Origin of the sequence: Qipengyuania vesicularis, from assembly GCF_019711415.1 — a bacterium.
GTDB lineage: Bacteria > Pseudomonadota > Alphaproteobacteria > Sphingomonadales > Sphingomonadaceae > Qipengyuania > Qipengyuania vesicularis.
Map to the genome: position 1 here is coordinate 583013 of NZ_JAIGNJ010000003.1, position 23511 is coordinate 606523.

24 protein-coding genes and 1 tRNA gene are annotated in these 23511 nt (G+C 63.4%); 22 read left to right on the forward strand and 3 right to left on the reverse strand.

Annotated features, from left to right (window positions below; all coding sequences use genetic code 11):
* Positions 1 to 85: 85 nt before the first annotated feature.
* Positions 86 to 160 (reverse strand) — tRNA-Thr (locus tag K3146_RS11720).
* A 115-nt stretch (positions 161 to 275) separates the two neighbouring features.
* Here K3146_RS11720 and K3146_RS11725 point away from each other — a divergent pair.
* From K3146_RS11725 to K3146_RS11790, 14 genes are all read left to right on the forward strand, one after another.
* Complete coding sequence (locus tag K3146_RS11725; RefSeq protein WP_221546455.1) at positions 276 to 419, forward strand: hypothetical protein; 144 nt, start codon at positions 276 to 278, stop codon at positions 417 to 419.
* A gap of 34 nt (positions 420 to 453) precedes the next feature.
* Entirely contained in the window at positions 454 to 1140 is a 687-nt protein-coding gene (gene gpmA / locus K3146_RS11730) for a 2,3-diphosphoglycerate-dependent phosphoglycerate mutase (RefSeq protein ID WP_221546456.1), read from the forward strand.
* Between the two features lies 1 nt (position 1141).
* On the forward strand, positions 1142 to 1636 hold the full coding sequence (gene purE, locus K3146_RS11735) for a 5-(carboxyamino)imidazole ribonucleotide mutase (RefSeq protein ID WP_221546457.1): 495 nt from the start codon (positions 1142 to 1144) through the stop codon (positions 1634 to 1636).
* Positions 1636 to 2703: a 5-(carboxyamino)imidazole ribonucleotide synthase gene (locus tag K3146_RS11740; RefSeq protein WP_221546458.1), complete on the forward strand. Its 1068-nt coding sequence runs from the start codon at positions 1636 to 1638 to the stop codon at positions 2701 to 2703. Before purE ends, K3146_RS11740 begins: the two co-directional genes overlap by 1 nt.
* Positions 2700 to 3191, forward strand: a complete 492-nt coding sequence (locus K3146_RS11745; protein WP_221546459.1) for a dihydrofolate reductase — start codon at positions 2700 to 2702, stop codon at positions 3189 to 3191. The genes K3146_RS11740 and K3146_RS11745 overlap by 4 nt, the downstream gene beginning before the upstream one ends.
* Positions 3188 to 4369: a dipeptidase gene (locus tag K3146_RS11750; protein WP_221546460.1), complete on the forward strand. Its 1182-nt coding sequence runs from the start codon at positions 3188 to 3190 to the stop codon at positions 4367 to 4369. The genes K3146_RS11745 and K3146_RS11750 overlap by 4 nt, the downstream gene beginning before the upstream one ends.
* The gene (locus tag K3146_RS11755; protein ID WP_221546461.1) at positions 4366 to 5292 is read left to right on the forward strand and encodes a bifunctional riboflavin kinase/FAD synthetase; all 927 of its coding nucleotides are present in this window, start codon (positions 4366 to 4368) and stop codon (positions 5290 to 5292) included. Before K3146_RS11750 ends, K3146_RS11755 begins: the two co-directional genes overlap by 4 nt.
* Positions 5289 to 6326 carry a glycerophosphodiester phosphodiesterase family protein gene (locus K3146_RS11760; RefSeq protein ID WP_221546462.1) on the forward strand — a complete coding sequence of 346 codons (1038 nt, stop codon included), beginning with the start codon at positions 5289 to 5291 and terminating at the stop codon, positions 6324 to 6326. Before K3146_RS11755 ends, K3146_RS11760 begins: the two co-directional genes overlap by 4 nt.
* A 40-nt stretch (positions 6327 to 6366) precedes the next feature.
* Complete coding sequence (ileS, locus tag K3146_RS11765; RefSeq protein WP_221546463.1) at positions 6367 to 9246, forward strand: isoleucine--tRNA ligase; 2880 nt, start codon at positions 6367 to 6369, stop codon at positions 9244 to 9246.
* A complete protein-coding gene (lspA, locus tag K3146_RS11770; RefSeq protein ID WP_221546464.1) occupies positions 9243 to 9788 on the forward strand; it encodes a signal peptidase II in 546 nt (181 codons plus the stop codon). Before ileS ends, lspA begins: the two co-directional genes overlap by 4 nt.
* Complete coding sequence (locus K3146_RS11775; protein WP_221546465.1) at positions 9788 to 10198, forward strand: DUF3035 domain-containing protein; 411 nt, start codon at positions 9788 to 9790, stop codon at positions 10196 to 10198. The genes lspA and K3146_RS11775 overlap by 1 nt, the downstream gene beginning before the upstream one ends.
* 72 nt (positions 10199 to 10270) lie before the next feature.
* The gene (locus tag K3146_RS11780) at positions 10271 to 11440 is read left to right on the forward strand and encodes an acyl-CoA dehydrogenase family protein (RefSeq protein ID WP_221546466.1); all 1170 of its coding nucleotides are present in this window, start codon (positions 10271 to 10273) and stop codon (positions 11438 to 11440) included.
* Between the two features lie 32 nt (positions 11441 to 11472).
* Complete coding sequence (locus K3146_RS11785; protein WP_221546467.1) at positions 11473 to 11940, forward strand: PH domain-containing protein; 468 nt, start codon at positions 11473 to 11475, stop codon at positions 11938 to 11940.
* Positions 11940 to 13460, forward strand: coding sequence for a PH domain-containing protein (locus K3146_RS11790; protein WP_221546468.1), 1521 nt, complete (start codon positions 11940 to 11942; stop codon positions 13458 to 13460). The genes K3146_RS11785 and K3146_RS11790 overlap by 1 nt, the downstream gene beginning before the upstream one ends.
* Here K3146_RS11790 and K3146_RS11795 read toward each other — a convergent pair.
* Positions 13457 to 13753, reverse strand: coding sequence for a GNAT family N-acetyltransferase (locus tag K3146_RS11795; protein WP_221546469.1), 297 nt, complete (start codon positions 13751 to 13753; stop codon positions 13457 to 13459). The genes K3146_RS11790 and K3146_RS11795 overlap by 4 nt on opposite strands.
* Before the next feature lie 54 nt (positions 13754 to 13807).
* Here K3146_RS11795 and K3146_RS11800 point away from each other — a divergent pair, with 54 nt between their 5' ends.
* Positions 13808 to 14803, forward strand: coding sequence for a threonine aldolase family protein (locus K3146_RS11800; RefSeq protein ID WP_221546470.1), 996 nt, complete (start codon positions 13808 to 13810; stop codon positions 14801 to 14803).
* Complete coding sequence (locus K3146_RS11805) at positions 14800 to 15744, forward strand: DMT family transporter (protein ID WP_221546471.1); 945 nt, start codon at positions 14800 to 14802, stop codon at positions 15742 to 15744. The genes K3146_RS11800 and K3146_RS11805 overlap by 4 nt, the downstream gene beginning before the upstream one ends.
* On the opposite strand, the gene K3146_RS11810 is transcribed toward K3146_RS11805, so the two are convergent.
* Entirely contained in the window at positions 15728 to 16519 is a 792-nt protein-coding gene (locus K3146_RS11810; RefSeq protein WP_221546472.1) for a Rossmann-fold NAD(P)-binding domain-containing protein, read from the reverse strand. The two genes, K3146_RS11805 and K3146_RS11810, sit on opposite strands and share 17 nt — an antisense overlap.
* A gap of 42 nt (positions 16520 to 16561) precedes the next feature.
* Between K3146_RS11810 and pepN the strand changes: the two genes are divergently transcribed.
* From pepN to K3146_RS11840, 6 genes are all read left to right on the forward strand, one after another.
* Positions 16562 to 19213 carry an aminopeptidase N gene (gene pepN, locus K3146_RS11815; RefSeq protein ID WP_221546473.1) on the forward strand — a complete coding sequence of 884 codons (2652 nt, stop codon included), beginning with the start codon at positions 16562 to 16564 and terminating at the stop codon, positions 19211 to 19213.
* Positions 19206 to 19889 (forward strand): peptidoglycan editing factor PgeF, encoded by a 684-nt coding sequence (gene pgeF, locus K3146_RS11820; RefSeq protein ID WP_247711206.1) that lies wholly within the window; start codon positions 19206 to 19208, stop codon positions 19887 to 19889. The genes pepN and pgeF overlap by 8 nt, the downstream gene beginning before the upstream one ends.
* Before the next feature lie 225 nt (positions 19890 to 20114).
* Positions 20115 to 20684, forward strand: coding sequence for a ubiquinol-cytochrome c reductase iron-sulfur subunit (gene petA, locus K3146_RS11825; protein ID WP_221546475.1), 570 nt, complete (start codon positions 20115 to 20117; stop codon positions 20682 to 20684).
* Between the two features lie 23 nt (positions 20685 to 20707).
* Positions 20708 to 22003: a cytochrome b gene (locus K3146_RS11830; RefSeq protein WP_221546476.1), complete on the forward strand. Its 1296-nt coding sequence runs from the start codon at positions 20708 to 20710 to the stop codon at positions 22001 to 22003.
* Between the two features lie 18 nt (positions 22004 to 22021).
* Positions 22022 to 22867: a cytochrome c1 gene (locus K3146_RS11835; protein WP_221546477.1), complete on the forward strand. Its 846-nt coding sequence runs from the start codon at positions 22022 to 22024 to the stop codon at positions 22865 to 22867.
* A 76-nt stretch (positions 22868 to 22943) separates the two neighbouring features.
* Positions 22944 to 23480, forward strand: coding sequence for an adenine phosphoribosyltransferase (locus K3146_RS11840; protein ID WP_221546532.1), 537 nt, complete (start codon positions 22944 to 22946; stop codon positions 23478 to 23480).
* Positions 23481 to 23511: the final 31 nt, after the last annotated feature.

The window sequence follows — 23511 nt, forward strand, 5'->3', positions numbered from 1 at the left end:
CTCGACGCGCCCGCGCGTCGAGACAGCACCGAGGATGCACCGACGGAGGTCGGTGCGGAGAACGAAGAGGAATTCTCGAAGAGAATGGTGCTGCTGGGGAGGATTGAACTCCCGGCCTCACCCTTACCAAGGGTGCGCTCTACCACTGAGCTACAGCAGCACGTGACGCCCGTCGGCCAGTGCCGATGGGGTGGAGGCGCGCGCTATTGGCAGAGACGGCGGATAAGTCAACCTTCGCTTGCGGCATCCGGCGAATTTCGCAAAAGGATTGCGTCATGAGCGCAAGCGACGACAAATTGACCCGCGAAGAACGCCTCGCCGCGAAACTTCGCGAGAACCTGCGACGCCGAAAGGCGCAGACCCGCGAAATGCGCGAATCGGGCGATACAGGCCTTTCCAAGGATGGCGGGGACCGCTAACGCGCAGTGCTCCTAGGGGAAAACCGGAGTAATCATGTCGAAGCTGATCCTCGTTCGCCACGGCCAGAGCGAGTGGAACCTCGCCAACCGCTTTACCGGCTGGTGGGATGTCGACCTCACCGAAAAGGGTGTCGAAGAGGCTCGCGAGGCCGGGCAGCTGATGAAAGCCAAGGGCGTCCTTCCCACCACTGCCTTCACTTCGGTCCAGAAACGCGCAATCAAGACGCTCAACCTGGCACTGGAAGAATGCGACCGGCTGTGGATTCCGGTGACTCGCGACTGGCATCTGAACGAGCGCCACTACGGCGGGCTGACCGGGCTCAACAAGCAGGAAACCCGCGACAAGCACGGCGACGAGCAGGTCCATATCTGGCGTCGCAGCTTCGACGTCCCGCCGCCCGAGCTCGAACCGGGCAGCCAGTTCGACCTGTCGGACGACCCGCGCTACGCCGGGATCGACGTCCCGCGTACCGAAAGCCTCAAGCTCACCATCGAACGCGTGCTGCCCTATTGGGAGGAGGCGATCCTGCCGCTGCTCGGCAAGGGCGAGAATGTGATCATCTCCGCCCATGGCAACAGCCTCCGCGCGCTGGTGAAGCATCTTTCGAACATCTCCGATGACGAGATCACAGGGCTCGAAATTCCGACCGGCCAGCCGATCATCTATGATTTTGAGGGCACGCAGGTGTCGGGCGAACGCTATTACCTGAAGGACGCGTAAGATGAGCACGGGGGGAGGAGCCAGGGTCGCGATAGTCATGGGGAGCCAGTCTGACTGGTCGACTATGAAATGCGCCGCCGAGGTGCTCGAAGAGCTGGGAGTGGCGAGCGATGTCCGCATCGTCTCGGCGCACCGCACGCCGGACCGGATGTACGACTTCGCCAAGGCTGCCGAGGCTGATGGCTTCCATGTCATTATTGCAGGCGCGGGCGGGGCAGCACACCTGCCCGGCATGATTGCGGCACTGACGCATATTCCCGTCCTGGGCGTGCCAGTCCAGTCGAGGGCGCTTTCGGGCCAGGACAGCCTGCTTTCGATCGTGCAGATGCCTGCCGGTATTCCGGTCGGCACTCTCGCCATCGGAGAGGCGGGAGCGACCAATGCCGGGCTGCTTGCCGCGGCAATTCTCGCCAATGGCGATGAAGGCCTTTCTGGCCGCCTGAAAGCCTGGCGCGAAGCGCGCAGTGCCGCCGTGAGCGAAAGGCCGGAGGGCTGATGCTGGCGCGAGGGTCAACCATCGGCATCCTTGGCGGCGGCCAGCTGGGCCGGATGATGGCCATGAGCTCCGCACAGCTCGGGTACCGGACTATCGGTTTCGCACCCGAAGGCGATAATGTCAGCGGCCCGTTGAACGACGACTTTGTCACCGCCGCCTGGGACGACACGGATGCGCTGGCTGCCTTTGCCGCGCGCTGCGACGTGGTCACCTGGGAATTCGAGAATGTCCCGGTCGACACGGCCCGCGCGATCCCGCACGACAAGATCTTCCCCGACCCCCACGCGCTCGAAACCGCGCAGGATCGGCTCAACGAGAAGCGTTTCGTGGAAAGCCTCGGCGGCAGACCGGCAGCCTATGCCAAGGTGGACTCGAGCCACGACCTGATCGCTGCGGTCGACCGGCTGGGCGCGCCGGGCATCCTCAAGACGCGGCGTGACGGGTACGATGGAAAGGGCCAGTGGCGGATCGGTTCATCGCGCGACGCCGAAGGGCTGCGCCTCCCCGATGCCCCCTGCATTTACGAGGGCTTCGTCGAGTTTGATGCGGAGTTCTCGGTCATCCTCGTGCGCAGCCGCGAAGGTGAAATCCGCTTCTGGGATTCGACCCGGAACGTGCATGAAGGAGGCATCCTCGCAGCATCGCACTATCCTGCGGGGAATCAGATCACAGCGCAGACCGATGCCGCGCGGACCCTCGCCCGCAAGGTCGCTGATGCGCTCAAATATGTCGGCGTGCTCACGCTCGAGTTCTTCGCTACGCATGAAGGGCCGATCTTCAACGAGATGGCCCCGCGGGTGCACAATTCGGGGCACTGGACGATCGAGGGCGCTGCCACGAGCCAGTTCGAGAATCACATCCGCGCGGTAGCCGGATTGCCGCTCGGCGACACGCGCACCATTGCCCCGTCGATCGAGATGCGGAACATCATCGGCAGCGACATCGACGATGCCTACAGCTTCCTGTCGGGCAGCGCCTACCATCTCCACGATTACGGCAAGGCAGAGGCGAGCGAGGGGCGCAAGATGGGCCATGTCACCCGCCTGCAGCACAATACGCGCGGATGAGCCTGTTCCTGATCTATGCCCGCGCGGCCAATGGCGCGATCGGCAAGGATGGGACGCTGCCCTGGCACCTGCCGGCCGACCTCAAGCGTTTCAAGGCGCTGACCATGGACAAGCCGATGATTATGGGCCGCAAGACTTTCGAAAGCCTGCCCGGGCTGCTTCCCGGCCGCCGTCACATCGTCCTCACCCGCAAGGAGCGCTGGGATTCGACCGGAGCCGAAGTAGTTCGCTCGGTGGATGAGGCTTTGGCCAAGGCGGGTGAGGGCGAAGCGGCCGTCATCGGCGGCGCGGCGATCTTCGATGTCTTCATGCCGCTTGCAGATCGCGTCGAGCTGACTGCAATCCACGAGCAGTTCGAGGGCGATGTCTTCATGCCTCCGCTGGGTCCGGAATGGGAAGTTTCCGGACGCGAGGACTTCGCGGCGGCTGACGGCAGGCCTGCCTATTCCTTCCTGACCTACGCCCGCGCAGGAGAAGAAGCTGCATGATCCGCCGGATTGCCTTGGCTCTGGGCGCGTTGCTGCTGGTGGCGACGCTGGCCTTCTTCACGTTCGGTCCCGCCTATATCGAGCGCGACCTCAACCGGATCGACGGAGAGCCGCTGATCGAGGTTTCGCAGGAAGCGCGCGACCTCCACCAGACGCTGCAAATCGTCGACCTGCACTCGGACACGCTCCTATGGAAGCGCGACATGCTGGACCGCGCAGATCGCGGTCATGTCGACCTGCCGCGGCTGAAGGACGGCAATGTCGCCCTGCAGATATTCTCCAGCGTGACCAAGTCGCCGCGCGGGCAGAATTACGATTCGAACACTGGCGAGACCGACAACATCACTCCGCTCGTGGTTGGCCAGCTCCAGCCTGTCCGGACCTGGGGCAGCCTGCTCGATCGCTCGCTCTGGCATGCCGAGAAGCTGGACCGCGCGGTCGAGGAAGAGCGTGACAGCTTGTTCCAGATCCATGGCGGCGAGGACATTGAACGGCTGCTGCGCGCCCGCAATGGCGGCTCCGACGCGGTGGGCGCGATGCTCTCGATCGAGGGCCTCCACAATCTCGAAGGCGATCCGGCCAATCTCGAGAAGCTGCACGAATCAGGCTTCCGCATGGCGGGCCTCACCCATTTCTTCGACAATGAACTCGCCGGATCGATGCATGGCGTCGAAAAGGGCGGGCTGACCGCAATGGGCAGGCAGGTCGTTGCCCGCATGGAAGAGCTCGGCATGGTGGTCGATATCGCGCATTGCAGCCCGGCCTGCGTCGCCGACATCATTGCCATGGCGCGCCGGCCGGTGGTCTCGAGCCATGGCGGGGTGCAGGCGACTTGCGAGGTCAATCGCAACCTGTCCGACGAACAGATCCGCGGTGTCGCGGCCACAGGTGGCATTATCGGTGTGGGCTACTGGCCGGGCGCCGTGTGCGACACGTCGCCGCGATCGGTAGCGAAGGCGATGCGGCACATCCGCGACCTTGTCGGGATCGAGCATGTCGCGCTCGGCAGCGATTTCGACGGCTCGGTGACGACGCGCTTCGACACCAGCCAGCTGACGCAGGTGACGCAGGCGCTGATGGACGAAGGCTTCTCCGAGGAACAAATCCGCGCGGCTATGGGCGGGAATGCCCTCCGCGTCTTGAGCGCGGGGATCGAGCCGATGGAGCCTGCCTCGTGAGGTTCCTTGATCACCGAGAACCGCTGCCCGATTCCTTGCGCGGTGCGATCATTGCTCTCGGCAATTTCGACGGCTTCCATCTCGGCCACCAGGCAGTCGCGCGCGAAGCGATCGACTGGGCGCGCGCCGAGGGACGCCCCAGCATCATCGCGACCTTCGATCCGCACCCGGTGCGCTTCTTCAAGCCCGATGCGGCGCCCTTCCGCCTGACCACGCTCGAACAGCGGCAGGAACTCTACCTCGCTGCCGGGGCGACGGCGATGCTGGTGTTCCATTTCGATGGCGAGCTTGCCGGGACGACGGCGGAGGATTTCGTCCGGGTCCTGCTGGCCGAAAAGCTCGGTGTGAAAGGCGTCGTCACCGGCGGCGATTTCACTTTCGGCAAAGCGCGCGGCGGCAATTTCGAGCGGCTTGTCGAGCTCGGCCGCGAGGTCGGCATCGAAGCCCGCGCAGTCGATCCGGTGATGGATGGCGGCGAGCCCGTCTCCTCCAGCCGCGTACGCGAGGCATTGCGCGAGGGTGATCCGCAGGAAGCTGCCCGCCTCCTCACCCGACCCTTCGCAATCCGAGGCGTGGTCGAGCATGGCGACAAGCGTGGGCGGACCATTGGATATCCCACCGCCAATCTCTCGATCGAAAGCTATCTGCGCCCCAAATACGGCATATATGCCGTTACCGGGCGTATCCTTGCGACAGGCGAGGTGCTCAAGGGTGCCGCCAATATCGGCGTGCGCCCGCAATTCGAGCCGCCCAAGGAGCTGCTCGAACCCTATTTTTTCGACTTCTCGGGCGATCTCTACGGCCAGGAGATCGAAGTTTCCTTCCACCACTTCCTGCGCGGAGAGGCGAAGTTCGATTCGCTTGATGCGCTCACCGCGCAGATGGCGCAGGACTGCAAAAGGGCCCGGTCGCTCCTCTCATGATGAAATGGCTTCGTTACGCCGCATTCGTCCTCGCGGCAGCATTCCTTGTGCTGACGCTGGTCAACGCAAACTGGCTTGCGCCCGAACCGAAGGGATCGGTCAAGCTGATCGCGCAGGGTGGCTTCCCGCAATTCGTGCCGAATGAGGCGGCACTCGATGGCGAGTGCAGCGCCACTGCGATCGAGGAACCCTTCCATCCTTATGTCGAGAATACGGTCGAGGGCGCACGCCGCGCTTTCCGCTGGAGCACGCCGATGGTCGAGGTCGACATCGCACCGACGAAAGATGGCGAAATCGCGCTGTTTCGCGACGAGGACCTGTCCTGCCGCACCGATGGCGAGGGCCGGGTAGCGGAGCGGACGATGGAGGAACTGAAGGCGCTCGACATCTCGCATGGATACAGCGCCGATGGGGGCGAGAGCTTCCCGCTGCGCGGCACGGCTACCGGCAAGATGCCGACCCTCGGTGAGCTGCTGATGACACTGCGGGGGCGCGAGCGCGTGCTCTACGACCTGGGCGCTGGCGGTGCAGAGCGCGCCGAGGTGCTGGCTGCAAAACTCGAGGAGTTGGGCCGCAATCCTGTCGCCAAGCGCGATGCCTTCACCGGCACGCCCGAAGCCGTCGCAAGGGTTCGCGAGCTCTATCCCGATGCGTGGGCCTGGAATGAGGCGGCGGCACGCGAATGCACTGCCGACTACCGCCTGATCGGCTGGAGCGGCTACCTGCCCCAAAGCTGCCGCGGCGAGACGATGCTGATCGATCTCGACAGCCAGTTCACCCTCTGGGGCTGGCCCAATCGCCTGATCGCGCGGATGGAGGAGCATGGCGGCGAGATCATCGTCACCGGCCCGGGCGGCAACGGTTTCAGCCTGCCCGAACAATATGGCGAAGTGCCCTCCACCTTCAACGGATACATCCTTCTCGCCGATGCCTATGCGATGACCCCGGCGCTTCATTCGCGCTACGACAATCGCACGCAGGAAGAGATTGATGCGAGCTGGGATGCAATGGAGCGTCGAAGGAATGCGCAATAGGCTTTAAAGCCGCGCACGAATCCCCTAACGGCCACTCCCTATGTCCCAGCAGCGCGATTACCGAGACACGGTCTTTCTTCCCAAGACCGATTTTCCCATGAAGGCCGGCCTCCCCCAGAAGGAGCCGAAGATCCTTGCGCGCTGGCAGGAAGAAAACCTCTACCAGCAGCTGCGCGAGGCGCGTGAAGGCCGCGAGAAATTCATTCTTCACGACGGCCCGCCTTATGCCAATGGCGACATGCATATCGGCCATGCGCTGAACCGTATCCTCAAGGACATGGTCGTGCGCAGCCAGACGCTGCTCGGCAAGGACGCGCCCTTCGTGCCCGGCTGGGACTGCCACGGCCTGCCGATCGAGTGGAAGGTCGAGGAGCAGTTCCGCAAGAAGAAGCGCGACAAGAACGCAATTCCGGCGAGCGAATTCCGCGCCGAATGCCGCGCCTATGCGCAGAAATGGGTCGATGTTCAGCGCGAACAGCTGAAGCGCCTGGGACTCATGGCGGATTTCGACAATCCGTACCTCACCATGCAGTTCGAAAGCGAGGCGACTATCGTTGCCGAGCTGATGAAGTTTGCCGAGGCCGGCAATCTCTATCGCGGATCGAAGCCGGTGATGTGGTCGCCGGTCGAAGAAACCGCGCTGGCCGAGGCCGAGGTCGAATACGAGGACATCACCTCGACCCAGATCGATGTTGCCTTCGAGATCGTTGAATCGCCGATTGAGGAACTGGTCGGCGCGCATGCGGTGATTTGGACCACCACGCCGTGGACGATCCCGGTGAACCAGGCTTTGGCCTATGGGCCGGAGGTTTCGTACGTATTGGCCGAAGCCAAGCCGATTCCGATGTCGGATGACGAGCCCGCGCCTCCTTCCAAAACCGTTGTTATTGCGAAAGCGCTTATCGAAGAGTTTGAGCAGAGGACGCTGACAACTCTCGATATCAAGAAGCGTTTTCTTGGCTCCGACCTCGCTGGGACCGTGGCGCGCCACCCGATGCACCATCTCGGTGGGTTCTACGCTCGCCCACGTCCGCTACTTGAGGGCGATTTCGTCACCACCGACAGCGGCACGGGCCTCGTCCATATGTCGCCCGACCATGGCGAGGACGACTTCCTGCTCTGCCGCGAGCACGGCATCGAGCCGGTCTTCGCAGTTCTGGGCGACGGACGCTATCGCGACGACTGGGAATGGCTCGGTGGACAGGACGACCGCCGCCGCGCGGTGATCAACAAGACCTTCAACTCGCCCGAAGGCCCGATCTGTTCGGATCTTCGCGAAGCTGGCGCGCTGCTTTCGGCAAGCGACGACTACGCACACTCCTATCCGCACTCATGGCGCTCCAAGGCGAAGGTCATCTATCGCTGCACGCCGCAGTGGTTCGTGCCGATGGACAAGGCGCTCGACACGGGCGACTTCGACGTCGCCGTGCCCGAAGGCTTCGGCGCGGCCGTCGCCATGGCCACCAGCAAGGACCACTCTACCTTGCGCGAAATCGCCATGCGCGAGATCGAGCGGGTGAAATTCTATCCCGAAAAGGGCCGCCGCCGCATCGGTTCGATGGTCGAAGGCCGCCCCGACTGGGTGCTGAGCCGCCAGCGCGCATGGGGCGTGCCGATCACGCTCTTCGTGCGGCAGGACGGCACCTATCTGCAGGACCCTGTGGTCAACGCCCGCGTGGTCGCAGCGGTGCGCGAACAAGGCGTCGATGCCTGGGACGAGAGCCGCAAGGCCGAATTCCTCGGCGCGGGCTACGACCCCAACGAATTCGAGATGGTCACCGACATCCTCGACGTCTGGTTCGATTCGGGCTGCACCCACGCCTTCACTCTGGAAGGCGAACGCTGGCCAGACCAGCGCTGGCCCGCGGACCTCTATCTCGAAGGCAGCGACCAGCATCGCGGCTGGTTCCAGTCCTCGCTGCTCGAAAGCTCCGCCACCCGTGGCCGCGCGCCCTATGACGCGGTGCTGACCCATGGCTTCACCATGGATTCGGCCGGCAAGAAGATGTCGAAGAGCCTCGGCAACACCGTCGATCCGCTGAAGGTCATGGAGCAGTACGGCGCGGACATCATCCGCCTCTGGGCGCTGTCGGTCGACTTCACCGAAGACCACCGCATCGGCGATGAAATCCTGAAAGGCGTGGGCGACCAGTACCGCCGCCTGCGCAACACCTTCCGCTATCTGCTCGGCGCGCTCGACGGTTTTGTCGGCGACATGGGCGACGCGGGCGAAATCCCCGAGTTGGAGGTCTATGTCCTCGCGCTGCTGGCCGATCTCGACGGCAAACTGAAGCGCGCGCTCGAGCAATACGATTACAACACTTACACGCGCCTGCTGGTCGATTTCTGCAACGAGGATTTGTCGGCTTTCTACTTCGATATCCGCAAGGACGTGCTCTATTGCGACGGGCCGGACAGCGTGACGCGCAACGCCTATCGCACCGTGCTTGACCTGCTGTTCCACGCACTGGTCCGCTATGCCGCGCCGGTGCTCGTGTTCACGGCGGAAGAGGCATGGACGACGCGTTATCCCGATGGCGGCAGCGTACACCTGCTCGACTGGCCGCCGGTCCCCGGTGTCACTGCCGACGGAGCGCGCTGGGACAAACTGCGCGCGCTTCGCGAACGGGTGACGGAAGCGATCGAGCCGCTGCGCCGCGACAAGACCATCCGTTCGAGCCTCGAGGCAGACGTGGTCGTCCCGGCCGGCGCCGTCCCTGAGGGCTTCACCGACGAAGATCTCGCCGAGCTGTTCATCACCGCGTCAGTGACGCGCGGCGATAGCGACGAGGTGAAAGTTTCGCGCACCGACGAAAACAAATGCGGCCGCTGCTGGCGCCTGCTACCTTCCGTCCCGGAAGACGGAGCGCTGTGCGATCGCTGCGAGCCGGTCGTTGCCCAGCTGGACGCTGCACAATGAACCCGCTCCTCAAGATGCGCCTGATCGGTGTCGCCATCGCTTTCGCGATCTATGGCGTCGACCAGTATGTGAAGTGGCTCATGGTCGAGCCGCTCCAGCTTCGCCAGCGCGGCGTGATCGAGCTGCTGCCCTTCTTCGACCTGCGCTGGACACAGAATTTCGGCGTTTCGATGGGCATGTTTGAAGCCGACAGCATCGAATCGCGCTGGATCCTCGTGGGGGTCACCGCGCTGATCGCCTTGGTGGTAACGGTGTGGATGTTCCGCGAGAAGCTGTTCGGCGACATCCTCGGCCTGTCGTTCATCCTCGGCGGGGCGCTGGGCAATATCAAGGACCGCTACGAGCTCGGCTATGTCATCGACTATGCCGACTTCCATATCGGCGAATTCCGCCCCTTCCTCATCTTCAACATCGCCGATGCGGCCATCACCATCGGCGTCCTGATAATCCTTGCCCGCGCCTTCTTCATGCGCGACAAGGACGACCAAGAGGTCGACGACCTCATGCAAAGCAAGTCGGCAGATGCCGCGGAGAGCCAGTAATGAATACCCTGACCCGTATCGCCCTTCTCGGCGCCACTTCGGCCATGCTGGCCGCTTGCGGCAGCGGCGGTTTTCTCAACCGCGAACGGCCGGATGAATTTGCTGTGCAGCGTCAGGCGCCTCTCGTGGTTCCCCCCGATTTCAACCTTGTCCCGCCTGCTCCCGGCGCTCCGCGTCCGGCAGAAGGCACGGCGGCAGAGCAGACACTCGAAGCGCTTTTCGGCGGCTCTGCACCGCGCAGCGCGGTAGAAACCAGCGCGCTCGATCGTGCTGGCGCCGCGGAACCCGGCATTCGCTCCTCGGTGGGCTCGGAAGAGACCAACACCGTCGCCAAGGGCAGCGTGACTCGCGACATCATCGCCGCGCCCGAAGGTGATGGCGCTTCGGCACAGGCCGTTATCCCGGGCTGATCGCCCGGGCCTTCAATTCGATCTTGCACAGGCTTTCCCGGCGCGGCACTCCTTGCCGCAAGGGAGAGCTACATGGATTTTCGCCTGACCGACCAGCAGCGTGAGTTGCAGGACGCGGCGCGCACATTCGCGCGCAAGGAATTACCCGATCTCGCTCGCGAGATGGAGGAGAAGGACTTCTCCGTGCCCGCCGAGATGGTGCGGCGCTATGGCGAAATGGGCTTCCTCGGCGTCAACCTGCCGGAGGAATATGGCGGGCTCGGGCTGGGCCATCTCGAGGCGCTGCTGGTGCTCGAACAGTTCGCGATGATCTCGAACGCCGTGGCATTCCCAATCTTCGAGGCGCTGGTCGGCCCCGTGCGCACGCTCGAACGCTTTGGGACGGAAGAGCTCAAGGCCCGCATCATTCCCGAAGTCGTGAGCGGCGAAGCGACCGTGGCGGTCTCGATGTCCGAGCCCGATGCAGGGACCGCGCTGACGGACCTTTCGACCCGTGCCCGCGAGGACGGGGATCATTTCATCCTCGACGGCAACAAGCGCTGGACCAGCGGGGCGGGGCATGCGCGCTACTATGTCGTCTACACAAGACTGTCCGACGCGCCCGGCGCCGGGGGCATCGGCGCTTTGCTGGTCGACAAGGAGATGGACGGGGTTTCCTTCGGCCAGCGCGAACAGTTGATGGGTTTTCGCGGGATCGAAACGCGCGACATAACCTTCGACGGGGTGAGGGTCCCGCGCGAGAACCTGATCGTCCCTGCGGGCGGTTTCGGAAAGCTGATGAGCGCATTTGGCCTCGAACGCTGCGGGAATGCAACGCAATCCCTCGGCCTCGCCGCCGCAGCGCTCGAGCAAGCGACCGAGTATGTCCAGGAGCGGAAAGCCTTCGGCAAGCCGATCGTCGATTTCCAGGCGGTGCAGATGCGCCTTGCCGAAATGGCCATGCAAGTAGAGGCGTCCCGGCTCCTGATCTACCGCGCCGCCGCAAATGCCGAGCACAATGCAGACGGGCTGCCGAGTGTCTACGAAAGCTCGACCGCCAAATGTTTCGCCAATGAGATCGTCCGCTCGGTCACGGCCAATGGGATGCAGGTGATGGGCGGATACGGCTATCACAAGGAATACGGCATGGAGCAGCGCGTACGCGACGGTTTCGCCTGGGGCATCGCGGGCGGCACGACCGATGTGCAGAAGACCAATATCGCGGCTGCAATCGTCGGGCGCAGGTTCGATCAAAGGCGTTGATCGCGCAAACTGTGTTGCATAGATAAGGCGCTATGGACGCTACCCACGAACTCACCCAGCTCGACCCTCGCTACAAGACGATGATGCGGGTCGTCGCGGCTATCTTCGCGGCCGTGCTGCTGATTGCCGCAACCATCGCGGAGATTGCAATACCCGGCTGGACCGGTGTCGTCTGGGTGCCGGTGGCAATCGTCATCGCCTACCTCGTGATCTACCTGCCGATGCGCCGCTATGCCACGCGCGGCTATTCGCTGGCGGAGGAAAGGCTGCGTGTGGTGCGCGGGGTGCTCTTTCATTCTGATACCGTGGTGCCCTTCGGCAGGGTCCAGCATATCGATGTCGACCAAGGGCCGCTCGAGCGCGGCTTCGGCCTCGCGACCCTGACTGTCCACACTGCCGGATCCCACAACGCTTCGGTTTCGCTGCCGGGCCTGGCTCATGAGGATGCGCTTGCAATGCGCGAGGATATCCGGGCGGCGATCCGGCGCGACACACAGTGATGCAGAGCGAAGCCAAACGCACCGATCCGCGCAGCTTCGCGGTACGGGCGGTGACGATGCTGTTCCAGCTCGTCATCCCAATCGGCGTTGCTTCGGCTACGATCCTCGATGACGGTGATCTTGGCGATCTGGCGGCTTATTTCCTGCCTCTCGTCGTCCTGATCATCCTCATCAATATTGTGCTTGCCTATCTCCAGTGGACCAAGCTCACTTATACGGTCGGTCCTGCAGATATCCGGGTCGAAAGCGGCGTCCTTTCGCGATCCGCGCGGTCTGTCCCCTACGAGCGAATCCAGGACGTGAGCCTGGAGCAGAAACTGCTTCCGCGCCTCTTTGGCCTGATGGAGGTCAAGTTCGAAACCGGGGCTGGCGGCAAGGACGATCTGTCGCTGACATACCTTTCCGAAGCAGAGGGAGAAAGATTGCGCGAGCTGGTTCGCAATCGCCGCGAGGGTGTGCAGATCGATGATGTGGAGGGCGCCGAGAGGGGCGAACCTGCCGCCGCCGACACCCTCTTCGCCATGGGACCGAAACGCGTCCTGACCTTCGGCCTTTTCGAATTCTCGCTTGCGGTGGTCGCGGTCATCGGCGGCCTTGCCCAGCAGTTCGAATCCTTTCTTCCCTTCGACCTCTGGGACATCGATGAGTGGGAGCAGCGACTGGCGGGGCCGGGGCAGTGGCTTGCGGGCGCGGGACCACTCGCGCAGGCCGCCGGTATTGTGATCGCAATCGCTTCACTCGCCGTTCTCGGCGTGGCCACCGGCCTGGTCAGGACGGCCCTGCGCGAATGGGATTTCCGGCTTGAACGGACACCGAAGGGATTGCGCCGGAGGCGGGGGTTATTGACCCGCACCGATCTCGTCATGCCGTTGCACCGAGTGCAGGCCCTGCGCCTCAACACTGGCTTCATCCGGCGGCATTTCGGATGGCATTCGCTGAAGATCATCAGCCTCGCGAGCGATAGCGGCGGCGCGAATCACGATGCGGTCCCATTTGGGCGCATGGAGGAAATCGAGCACGTGGCGGGGGTGACCGAATTCGCCCTGCCCTCCACCGAGGCCCGATGGGAGCGTGCGATGGGCCGCTACCGGACAGACAAGGCGCTCTTGGCCACGGCGGTCCTGTTGCCGACAACCATCCTCGTCGCGATCTTCGGCAGCGGCTGGTTCTGGATGCTGCCCGCACTGGGCCTGGCCTTCACTCTGGCGGAACAGTGGTGGCGCTGGAAATTCGATATGCGCGCACTCGACCAGAAGCAGATCTATTCACGCCATGGCTGGTTCAGCCCGAGCCTCGCAATCGCCTCGCGAACGAAGCTGCAATCGGCCGAGATCGCGCAAGGCCCCATCGCGCGGTGGCGCGGCTATGCGAGCCTGCATTTCGGGTTGGCTGGCGGTCGATTTCGTATCCACGGGATGCCGGTCGAAGCAGCGCGGCAATGGCGTGATGCCGTTTGCGACAGCATGGCGATGACCGACTTCTCGAACCTGCTGGAAGAAGTCAGCCCGGTCTCCGACTAGGCCCTCAGCTCCGCCAGCTCAGCGTGGCGGCGGAAATAGGTATCCACATAGGAACAGTCGGGCGCGATCTTGAAGCCGTGCTTGCGGGCATCGGCCACCAGCGCCTGGACGAGCTTTTCGGCAATGCCCTGTCCGCGGAAGCTGGTTGGTACGAAGGTATGCTCGGCGTGGCGCACTCCACCGCGGTCTGTCCAGCTCAGCTTGGCAGTACTGTCGCTCCCATGCAGCTTCGCGACATAATCCCCGTGCGTGACGCGATCGCGTCGTTCGATTTCCATTTCTGCAGCACCCATGTTCTTTTCTTTCCTAGCTGTCCAAGCAATGCGCGGCTCGCTAGATGCGTTCCGATGCAGTTCCTGTCCGACAATGCCGCCAGCGTTCATCCCGCAGTCTGGGACGCGATGCGTGCGGCCGATTCCCCCGATTCGCCCTATGATGGCGACACACTGAGCGCATCTCTTGACGAAAAAGTGAACGCGCTGTTCGAGCGTGAATGCACCGTGCTGTGGGTGGCAACCGGCACTGCGGCGAACTGCCTCGCGCTCGCGACCATGGTGCCGCCCCACGGCGGCGTGGTGTGTCATGAAGAAGCGCATATCGAGATGGACGAATGCGGTGCGCCCGGCTTTTATCTGCACGGTGCAAAGCTGCTGCTGGCTAAAGGCGAGGGCGCGAAACTCGACCCCGATAGCATCCGTGCAGTGCTCGACCCCATTCGCGACGACGTGCACCAGGTCCAGCCACACGCGATTTCGATAACGCAGGCGAGCGAATATGGGCGCACCTATCGGCCCGACGAAGTGGCCGCGATCCGTAGCCTCGCCGACGAGCGGGGGCTGGGTTTGCACATGGATGGTGCGCGCTTCGGCAATGCAGTGGCTTTTCTCGACCTGCCCGCGCGCGAAGTTGCAGGCGGGGTCGACGCGCTCAGCTTCGGTTTCGTGAAGAACGGGGCGATGAGCGCCGAGGCGATCGTCTTCTTCGACGAGCAAGCGGCGGATGTTGCGCGCTATCGGCGTAAGCGCGCGGGGCACCTGCAGAGCAAGGGGAGGTACCTAGCCGCGCAGATCCACGCGATGCTCGATGGCGATTTGTGGCTGGCAAATGCGCGTGCCGCCAATGCCGCAGCGGCTGAGATCGCAGCCGCTTGTGGTGAGCGCTTGAACCATCCGGTGGAGGCCAACGAGCTCTTTGTGCGCTGCACCGCCGGCGAGCGAGAAGCGCTGCGCGCCCAGGGCTTCGAATTCTACGACTGGGCCAGCGATGCCGCGCGCTTCGTCACCGCCTGGAACACGCGCGAAGAGGATGCCAGCGCGCTCGCCAAGGCAATCAAGGCTTTATGAACGCAGCATCCGGCGGCGAGAGCCTTTTCAGCCCGCGCAACTTCGCCGCCTTCATGCTGGTAAGCCTGATCTGGGGCGGGACCTGGCTGGTTATCCGCGACCAGATCTCGACCGTGCCGGCGAGCTGGTCGATCACCTGGCGTTTTGTCGTTGCGGCGCTGGGCATGTTCGTGCTGGCGAAACTGCGCGGTGAGCCGCTGGCACTGGCGCGCGAGGGGTGGAAATGGGCGCTGGTGCTCGGCCTGTTCCAGTTCTCGCTCAACTTCAGCTTCGTCTATAATGCCGAGAAGTTCATCACTTCGGGCCTCGTTGCAGTGATGTTCGCGCTGCTGGTCGTGCCCAATGCGATCCTCGGCAAGATCGTCCTTGGCCAACCCATCCGCCGGGAATTCGTGCTCGGGTCCTCGATTGCCGCCATCGGTGTGGCGATGCTCTTCGCGCAGGAATGGCGCGCGTCTCCGGCGACGCTGGCCGAAGTGCTGACTGGGGCCGGGTTGACCGTGGGCGGCATCCTCGCAGCAAGCGCGGCCAATATCGTCCAGGCAACCGAAGGCGCCAAGCGCCAGCCGCTGCTCACACTGCTCGCCTGGTCGATGCTTGTGGGTGTCGTACTCAATGCGCTTTTCGCGCTGGCGACTCAGGGGCCGCCGCAATTCGACCCCCGACCGACCTATTCGCTCGGCATCCTCTATCTCGGGCTTGCCGGATCGGTGATCACCTTCCCGCTCTATTACGGGCTCGTGCGCAAGGTCGGGGCAGGGCAGGCGGCCTATAGTTCTGTCGTGGTGCCGATTGTCGCCATGGTGCTCTCGACCCTGTTCGAAGGCTTCGTCTGGGGGCCGCTTCCCGCAGCGGGCGCGGCCATCACGCTGATCGGAATGGTCGTCGCCATGCGGGGCAGGGCCGCCCCGCCGCCCAGGCGCGCTACGCCTGAGCCCTGATCGCGGCTAGCCCCTCGCGATAGGTCGGGTAGAGCGGTTGCCAGCCGAGCACGCGCTTGGCTTTGCCATTCGCGACCCTGCGGTTCTCGGCATAGAATCCGCGCGCCATGGGCGACAGGCCCGCCTCTTCCACAGTCTGGAGCGGTGGAGGATCGATGCCAAGCAATCGTGCGGCTTCTTCGACCACGACATTCTGGCTCGTCGGCAGGTCGTCGGAAAGATTGTAGGCGCCTTCAGGGGCGCCGCTCTCGATGCAGGCGACTATACCCGACACGATGTCATCGACATGGATCCGGCTGAACACCTGCCCCGGAAGGTCGATCCGGTGCGCCTTGCCCGATTTGAGACGGTCGAAGATGCTGCGGCTCGGCCCGTAAATACCCGGCAGTCGGAACACGCGGGCGCCAAGCTCCAACCACAGCGCATCGGCCTCGCTGCGTGCAGTGCGTCTGCCGCCGCCGGTCGGTGAGCATTCATCGACCCATGCGCCGCCAGCATCGCCATAGACGCCCGTGGAGGAAAGATAGCCGTACCACGCCTTGCCCAGTTCATCGCGATAGGCGGAAAGGACCGGATCGAGTCCGCTTTCGCGGTCGGGCGGCACGGAAGAAAGCACGTGGCTGGCTTTCGCGAGTGCCTGCGACACCGCCGTCCGGTCGGCAAAGTCCACATTCCCCGCGCTGCCGGTGGCATCGACGTGCCAGCCTCGCGCACGCATCTCTTGCGCAAAACGCCGGGCCGTGTAGCCGAGTCCGAAGATGAACAATCGTGGCATCGGCGCGTATTAGCTCAGGAAGCCGGAAAAGACAGGACAGACATGGATATCGCCCGCACCCCCGCCACGCCCGATGGCAATGTCGAAATGGCAGATGCCGCCGTCGAACCGAAGGATCCGCCCGAAATCCGCCGCGAGGACTATCGCCCCTTCGCATGGCTGGTCCCTGAAATCCGGCTCGATTTCGAGCTCGGGCTGGATTCCACCCGTGTCCGCGCGAAGCTCACGGTTGCGCACAATGACAAGGCGCCGCACTCACCGACGATCCGCCTCAATGGCGACGGGATCGTGCCGACGAGTGTCACGGTCGATGGATCGCCGACACAGGCCTATGCGATGGATGGCGACGATCTGATCCTGACGCTCGATGGCAAAGCACATGAGATAGGCATCGAGACCGAGATCGACCCCAGCGCCAACTCGCAGCTGATGGGTCTCTATGCCTCTTCCGGCATGCTCTGCACGCAATGCGAATCGGAAGGCTTCCGCCGCATCACTTTCTTCCCGGACCGGCCCGATGTGTTGTCGACCTACACCGTGCGGATGAGCGGGCCCAAGGACCAGTTTCCGATCCTGCTGTGCAATGGCAACAAGGTGGCGACCGGCGAGGACGGCGATACCCACTGGGCGGAATGGCACGATCCCTGGCCCAAACCCTCCTATCTCTTTGCGCTGGTGGCGGGCGACCTCGTGGCGCGCAGCGATAGCTTCACCACGATGAACGGGCGCGAGGTGGAGCTCAACGTCTGGGTCCGCGAAGGCGATCTCGACCGCACCGAACATGCCATGGAAAGCCTCAAGCGCTCGATGAAATGGGACGAGGAGACCTTCGGCCGCGAGTACGATCTCGACCTCTACAACATCGTCGCGGTCAGCGATTTCAACATGGGGGCGATGGAGAACAAGGGCCTCAACGTCTTCAACACCAAATACGTCCTCGCCGACCCCGAAACCGCGACCGATGGCGATTTCGACGGTGTCGAGGGTGTGATCGGCCACGAATACTTCCACAACTGGTCGGGCAATCGCATCACCTGCCGCGACTGGTTCCAGCTCAGCCTGAAAGAAGGCTTCACCGTGCTGCGCGACCAGTTGTTCAGCCAGGACATGGGCAGCGAACCGGTCAAGCGGATCGAGGATGTGCGCGTGCTGCGCGCGGCGCAGTTCCCCGAGGACTCGGGGCCACTCGCGCATCCGATCCGCCCCGACAGCTATCGCGAGATCAGCAATTTCTACACCGCGACGGTCTACAACAAGGGTGCCGAGGTCATCCGCATGATGCGCACCATGGCTGGCGAGGAGGCCTTCCGGAAAGGGACCGACCTCTATTTCGATCGTCACGATGGCGAGGCGGCAACCTGCGAGGATTTCATCAAGGCGATCGAGGATGGCGTAGGGCTCGACCTTACGCAGTTCCGCCTGTGGTACTCGCAGGCAGGCACTCCGAAGATCGTGGTCGACCTCAGCCATGAGGGGGAGGAGGCCGTGCTCAAGCTCACGCAGATGGTTCCGGTCACGCCGGGGCAGGGCGACAAGAAGCCCATGCCGATCCCGCTCAAGATTGCCCTGTTCGACCGTGACAGCGGCACGCATTCGGGTGAGCAGCTCATCATACTCGACAAGGCCAGCGATACCTTCCGCTTCGCGGGTTTTGCCGACAAGCCGGTGCTCTCGATCAACCGAACCTTCTCCGCGCCGGTCACGATCCAGCGCGATACCCTGCGAAGCGATCTCGTGTTCCTCGCGCAGAACGATGACGACCCTTTCGCGCGTTACGAGGCGATGCAGGACCTTATGGTCGGGCACCTCGTTGCCGCCAGCAAGGGTGAGCTTTCCGACAGTGAGCGCGAGGCCGGGCACATCGATATCGTCGGTGCGCTGCGGAGCGTGATCGAGGACGAGGCGCTCGACGACCTGATGCGCGGCGAGCTCCTGCTGATGCCCAGCCAGACCTATCTTGCAGAGCAGATGTCCGCAGCCGATCCCGCCCGTATCCACGAGGAACGCGAGGCGCTCAAGCGGGTCATCGGTTGCGAGTTGCAGGACGAGATGCACGCGCTTTACGACCGTGCGGCCACGCTACCTTTCTCGCACAGCGCCGAGGCCAAGGGTGCGAGAAAGCTCAAGACGCTGATCCTGACCTATGCAGCGGCGCACGATCCGCAGAAGGCTGCCGAACTCGCCGCACACCAGTACGATGGGTCCGACAACATGACCGATCGGCAGGGCGCATTGATGGTGCTCACCGGCATCGACAGCGCCGAGCGAACGGGCAAGCTGCTCGACTTCTACAACCGCTACCAGGGCAACGCACTGGTGATCGACAAGTGGTTCGCGCTACAGGCGAGCTCGCTCCACCCCAAGGTCATCGAGCATGTGAAGGCGCTGGCCGACCATCCGGACTTTACTCTCAAGAATCCCAACCGGGTGCGCTCGCTCTTCATGGCCTTCGCCGGCAATCCGCACGGCTTCCATGCGGCAGATGGCGAAGGTTATCGCCTGATCGCGGACCTCATCCTCGAGCTCGATCCGATCAACGCTCAGACGGCCGCGCGATTCGTCCCGGCACTGGGGCGCTGGCGCAAGCTCGAGCCGGGACGCAGCGCGCTCATGCGCGAACAGCTGGAGCGTATAGCTGCCGCTCCGAAGCTTTCGCGTGACACCTTCGAACAGGTCACCCGCTCGCTTGGCTGAGTGGCCCCACCTCATCGAATCCGACATTCTCGGGCTGCCGCACGGTTTCCTCACCGGACCGCAAAGCGATCGCGGCGAGCTCGACCGGGTTGGAGGAGATCTGCCGACGGTGTCCCTCAAGCAGGTCCATTCCGCGCGCGCGCTCTATGTTGAATCGCCCTGGGGCGAAATGGAACGGCCCGAGGCGGACGCGCTTGTGACTGACCGGCCCGGCCTCAGATTGGCGATCGTCACTGCCGACTGCGCGCCTGTCCTGCTGGCCGACGAGAAGGCCAGTGTGATCGGGGCCGCGCACGCTGGCTGGCGGGGCGCTGTGGGCGGCATCATCGAGGCGACGGTCGCTCTTATGGTCGAATGCGGGGCGCGGGCGGAGGATATCGTAGCCGTGATCGGCCCCGCGATCGCGCAGGACAGCTACGAGGTCGACGAGCGGTTCCGCGGCGAGTTCACCGATGAAGACGAGCGCTTCTTCGCTCCCGGACGCGATGGTCACTACCAGTTCGACCTCGAATCCTTCGTGGCCTGGCGCCTGTCGATGGCGGGAGTGGGCATGACCGATTGTCTCGGCATAGACACCTATGCGAACCCTACGGACTTCCATTCCTATCGTCGCGCTTCCCACCTCGGCACACCGACCGAGGGTCGGCAGGTAAGCTTGATCGCGCTTCCGCGGTAAACGCGGCCGCGCGCGGGATTGCGCTGGAGCGAACATGGCTTGCCAAAATGGCGGTTGGCAATGTGCCGCAGAGCGGCTAGAGGCGCGACCAAACCGGATTTACCGGGGGCATTTGCGCATGTTTTCACGGCGCTGGCATTCGGCCTCATCCGGACACATGGATCGCAACATTTTCCGCTGCGCCGACCGGTGCAGCAAGGCTAAGGCAGGCAAGGCAAGGCGCTGATGGCAGACACGACTGCAACCGCTACTCCCGATATGGCGACGAGTGATGATGGCATCCGTCGCCGCGACTTCCTCGATATTGCAGCTGTAAGCGCCGCCGGAATCGGTGGCCTCGCAGTCGTCTATCCGCTGGTGACGCAGATGGCCCCTTCGAAGGACGTGCTCGCAGCGAGCTCGACCGAAGTCGATGTCTCGGCAATCGAACCGGGCCAGGCGATCAAGGCGGTCTTCCGCAAGCAGCCGCTGTTCGTGAAACGCCTGACTGCCGAGGAAATCGCTGCGGCAGAACGTGACGACAATGCCGCCCTGCGCGATCCGCAGACACTGGCCGATCGCACCAAGGAAGGTCACGGCGATATCCTCGTGACCATGGGTGTCTGCACCCATCTCGGCTGCGTGCCGCTGGGCGCAGCCGAAGGCGAAGTGAAGGGCGAGTACGGCGGCTATTTCTGCCCCTGCCACGGTTCGCATTACGACACTGCCGGCCGCATCCGCAAAGGTCCGGCGCCGACAAACCTCGAAGTGCCGGAATACGAGTTCACCTCGGATACGGTCATCCAGGTCGGCTGAGCTAGAAGACGAGAGACAGACACATGAGCTTTCCCTGGGCACGCCAGTACGAACCGAAAAACCCGGTTTCGAAGTTCTTCGACGAGAAGCTGCCGCTTCCGCGCCTCGTCTATAATGCGGTCGGCGCCGGTTATCCGGTTCCGCGCAACCTTTCCTATTTCTGGAATTTCGGCGTCCTCGCCGGGTTCTTCCTCGTGGTGCAAATCGTCACCGGCGTGGTGCTGGCAATGCACTATGCGGGTAACGCACAGGTTGCCTTCGCCTCGACCGAGCACATCATGCGCGACGTCAACTGGGGCTGGCTGATGCGCTATGCGCACGCCAACGGCGCCAGCTTCTTCTTCATTGTCGTCTACCTGCACATCTTCCGCGGCCTGTTCTACTCGAGCTACAAGGCTCCGCGCGAAATGATCTGGCTGCTGGGCGTCGTGATCTTCCTGCTCATGATGGCGACCGCCTTCATGGGTTACGTGCTTCCCTGGGGCCAGATGAGCTTCTGGGGCGCCAAGGTCATCACCGGCCTGTTCGGCGCGATCCCGATCGTAGGCGAGCCGATCCAGGTCTGGCTGCTCGGCGGCTTCGCACCCGACAATGCCGCGCTGAACCGCTTTTTCAGCTTGCACTTCCTGCTGCCCTTCGTGATCGCGGGCGTCGTGATCCTGCACATCTGGGCGCTGCACATCCCGGGTTCGTCGAACCCGACCGGTGTCGAAGTGAAGCAGGAAAGCGACACAGTGCCCTTCCACCCGTATTACACGGCGAAGGACGGTTTCGGCCTCGGCATCGCCCTGCTGGCCTATTTCGCGCTGGTTTTCTTCCTGCCCAACGCGCTCGGCCACCCGGACAACTATATCGAGGCGAACCCGCTCTCGACCCCGGCGCACATTGTTCCCGAATGGTATTTCTGGCCGTTCTATGCGATCCTGCGTGCCTTCACCGTCGACTTCTTCTTCGTCCCGGCGAAGCTGATGGGCGTGATCGCGATGTTCGCATCGATCCTCCTGTGGTTCTTCCTGCCCTGGCTCGACAAGTCGCCGGTGCGCAGCGGCCACTATCGCCCGACTTTCCGCAAGTTCTTCTGGTTCGGGCTGATCCCCGCGATGGTCGTCCTGTTCATCTGCGGCGGCGCGCCGGCTGAAGAACCCTATGTGATGATGAGCCAGATCGCGACGGCTTACTACTTCCTGCACTTCCTGGTGATCCTGCCGATCATCAGTTCGAGCGAGAAGACCGAGCCGCTGCCCTATTCGATCACCGAAGCCGTGCTCGGCTCGGACAAGAAGCCGGTCCTCGGCGAAAACACCACACCGGCCGTCTAAGCGAGTAACGAGAGACCCATGCTCAAACTTATCAGCGTCCGCCTCGTCGCAATTCTCGTCGGCCTCGGCTTTGCCGTCGCCGTGCTGTGGGCCTTCGTGATCGGCGCCTATAATGCCGCGACCGAAGAACCCGCCGGCCACCTGCCCTATGAAAAGCCGATGGACCTTTCCTGGTCCTTCGACGGGCCCTTCGGTAAGTGGGACCAGCAGCAGCTCCAGCGCGGGCTCAAGGTCTATGACGAGGTCTGCGCGGCCTGCCACAGCCTCAAGTTCGTCGCTTTTCGCGACCTCGAACAGCTTGGCTACACCGAAGGCCAGGTGAAGGCCTATGCCGCGGCGAAGCAGGTTCCGGGCATCGATCCGAACACTGGCGAAGCGACTACGCGTCCGGGCCTTCCGACCGATTACTTCCCGTCGCCCTATCCCAACAATGTTGCGGCGGCTGCAGCGAACAACAATGCGATCCCGCCTGATCTTTCGCTGATGACCAAGGCGCGTGGCGATGGCACCAACTATGTCGCCTCGCTGCTGATGGGCTATGGCCCGCCGAGCGCGGAACTGCTCGAGGAACACCCCGAAGCAGCGCCCGGACCTGGTCTCCACCACAATCCCTATTTCCCGAACCTCAACCTCGCCATGGCTGCGCCGCTGAATGCCGGCCAGGTGACGTTCGATGACGGGACGGAAGCCACTGTCGAGCAGATGTCGAAGGACGTAGCCGCCTTCCTCACCTGGACCGCGGAGCCGACGCTGGTGAAGCGCAAGCAGACCGGCTGGCCGGTGATGATCTTCCTGCTGTTCGCAACGGTGCTGGCCTATATGTCGAAGAAGCAGATCTGGGCAGCCGTCAAACCCAAGAAGTAAGCGGCTTCCACCAGGACTTGAAACGCCCCTCCATCCACGCGATGCGAGGGGCGTTTTCGTTATCGGGAGAGAAACAATCACGCCGCAGGAACTGAAGTCGCTCGTCCGAACGATCCCGGACTTTCCCATCGAAGGTATCCAGTTTCGCGACATCACCACGCTGATTGGACACGGACAGGGATTTGCTGCCACGGTCGATTGGCTCGCCGAGCAAGTTCGTCAGAGCGGTGCGCAGTCCATCGCCGGGATGGAGGCGCGCGGATTCATCTTCGGGGCGGCCGTGGCGGCAAAGCTTGCGCTACCATTCCTCCCCATCCGCAAGTCGGGCAAATTGCCCTGCGACACGATCGGCGTCGATTACGCCCTCGAATATGGGAGCGACCGGCTTGAGATGGATCCCGCCTCCATCGCCGATGGCCAGCGCGTGGTGATGGTGGACGATCTGCTTGCGACCGGCGGCACGGCCTGCGCAACTGCGGAACTGCTGCGCAAGGCTGGCGCGGTTGTAGAGCAAGCCTTCTTCGTGATCGATCTGCCCGATCTCGGCGGAGCGCAGAAGCTGGCACAATGCGGCGTAAGGGTCGGCGCGCTCATGGAATTCGAGGGCGACTAGGTCAGTTTCTGGCAAATCCTTGGATATATTG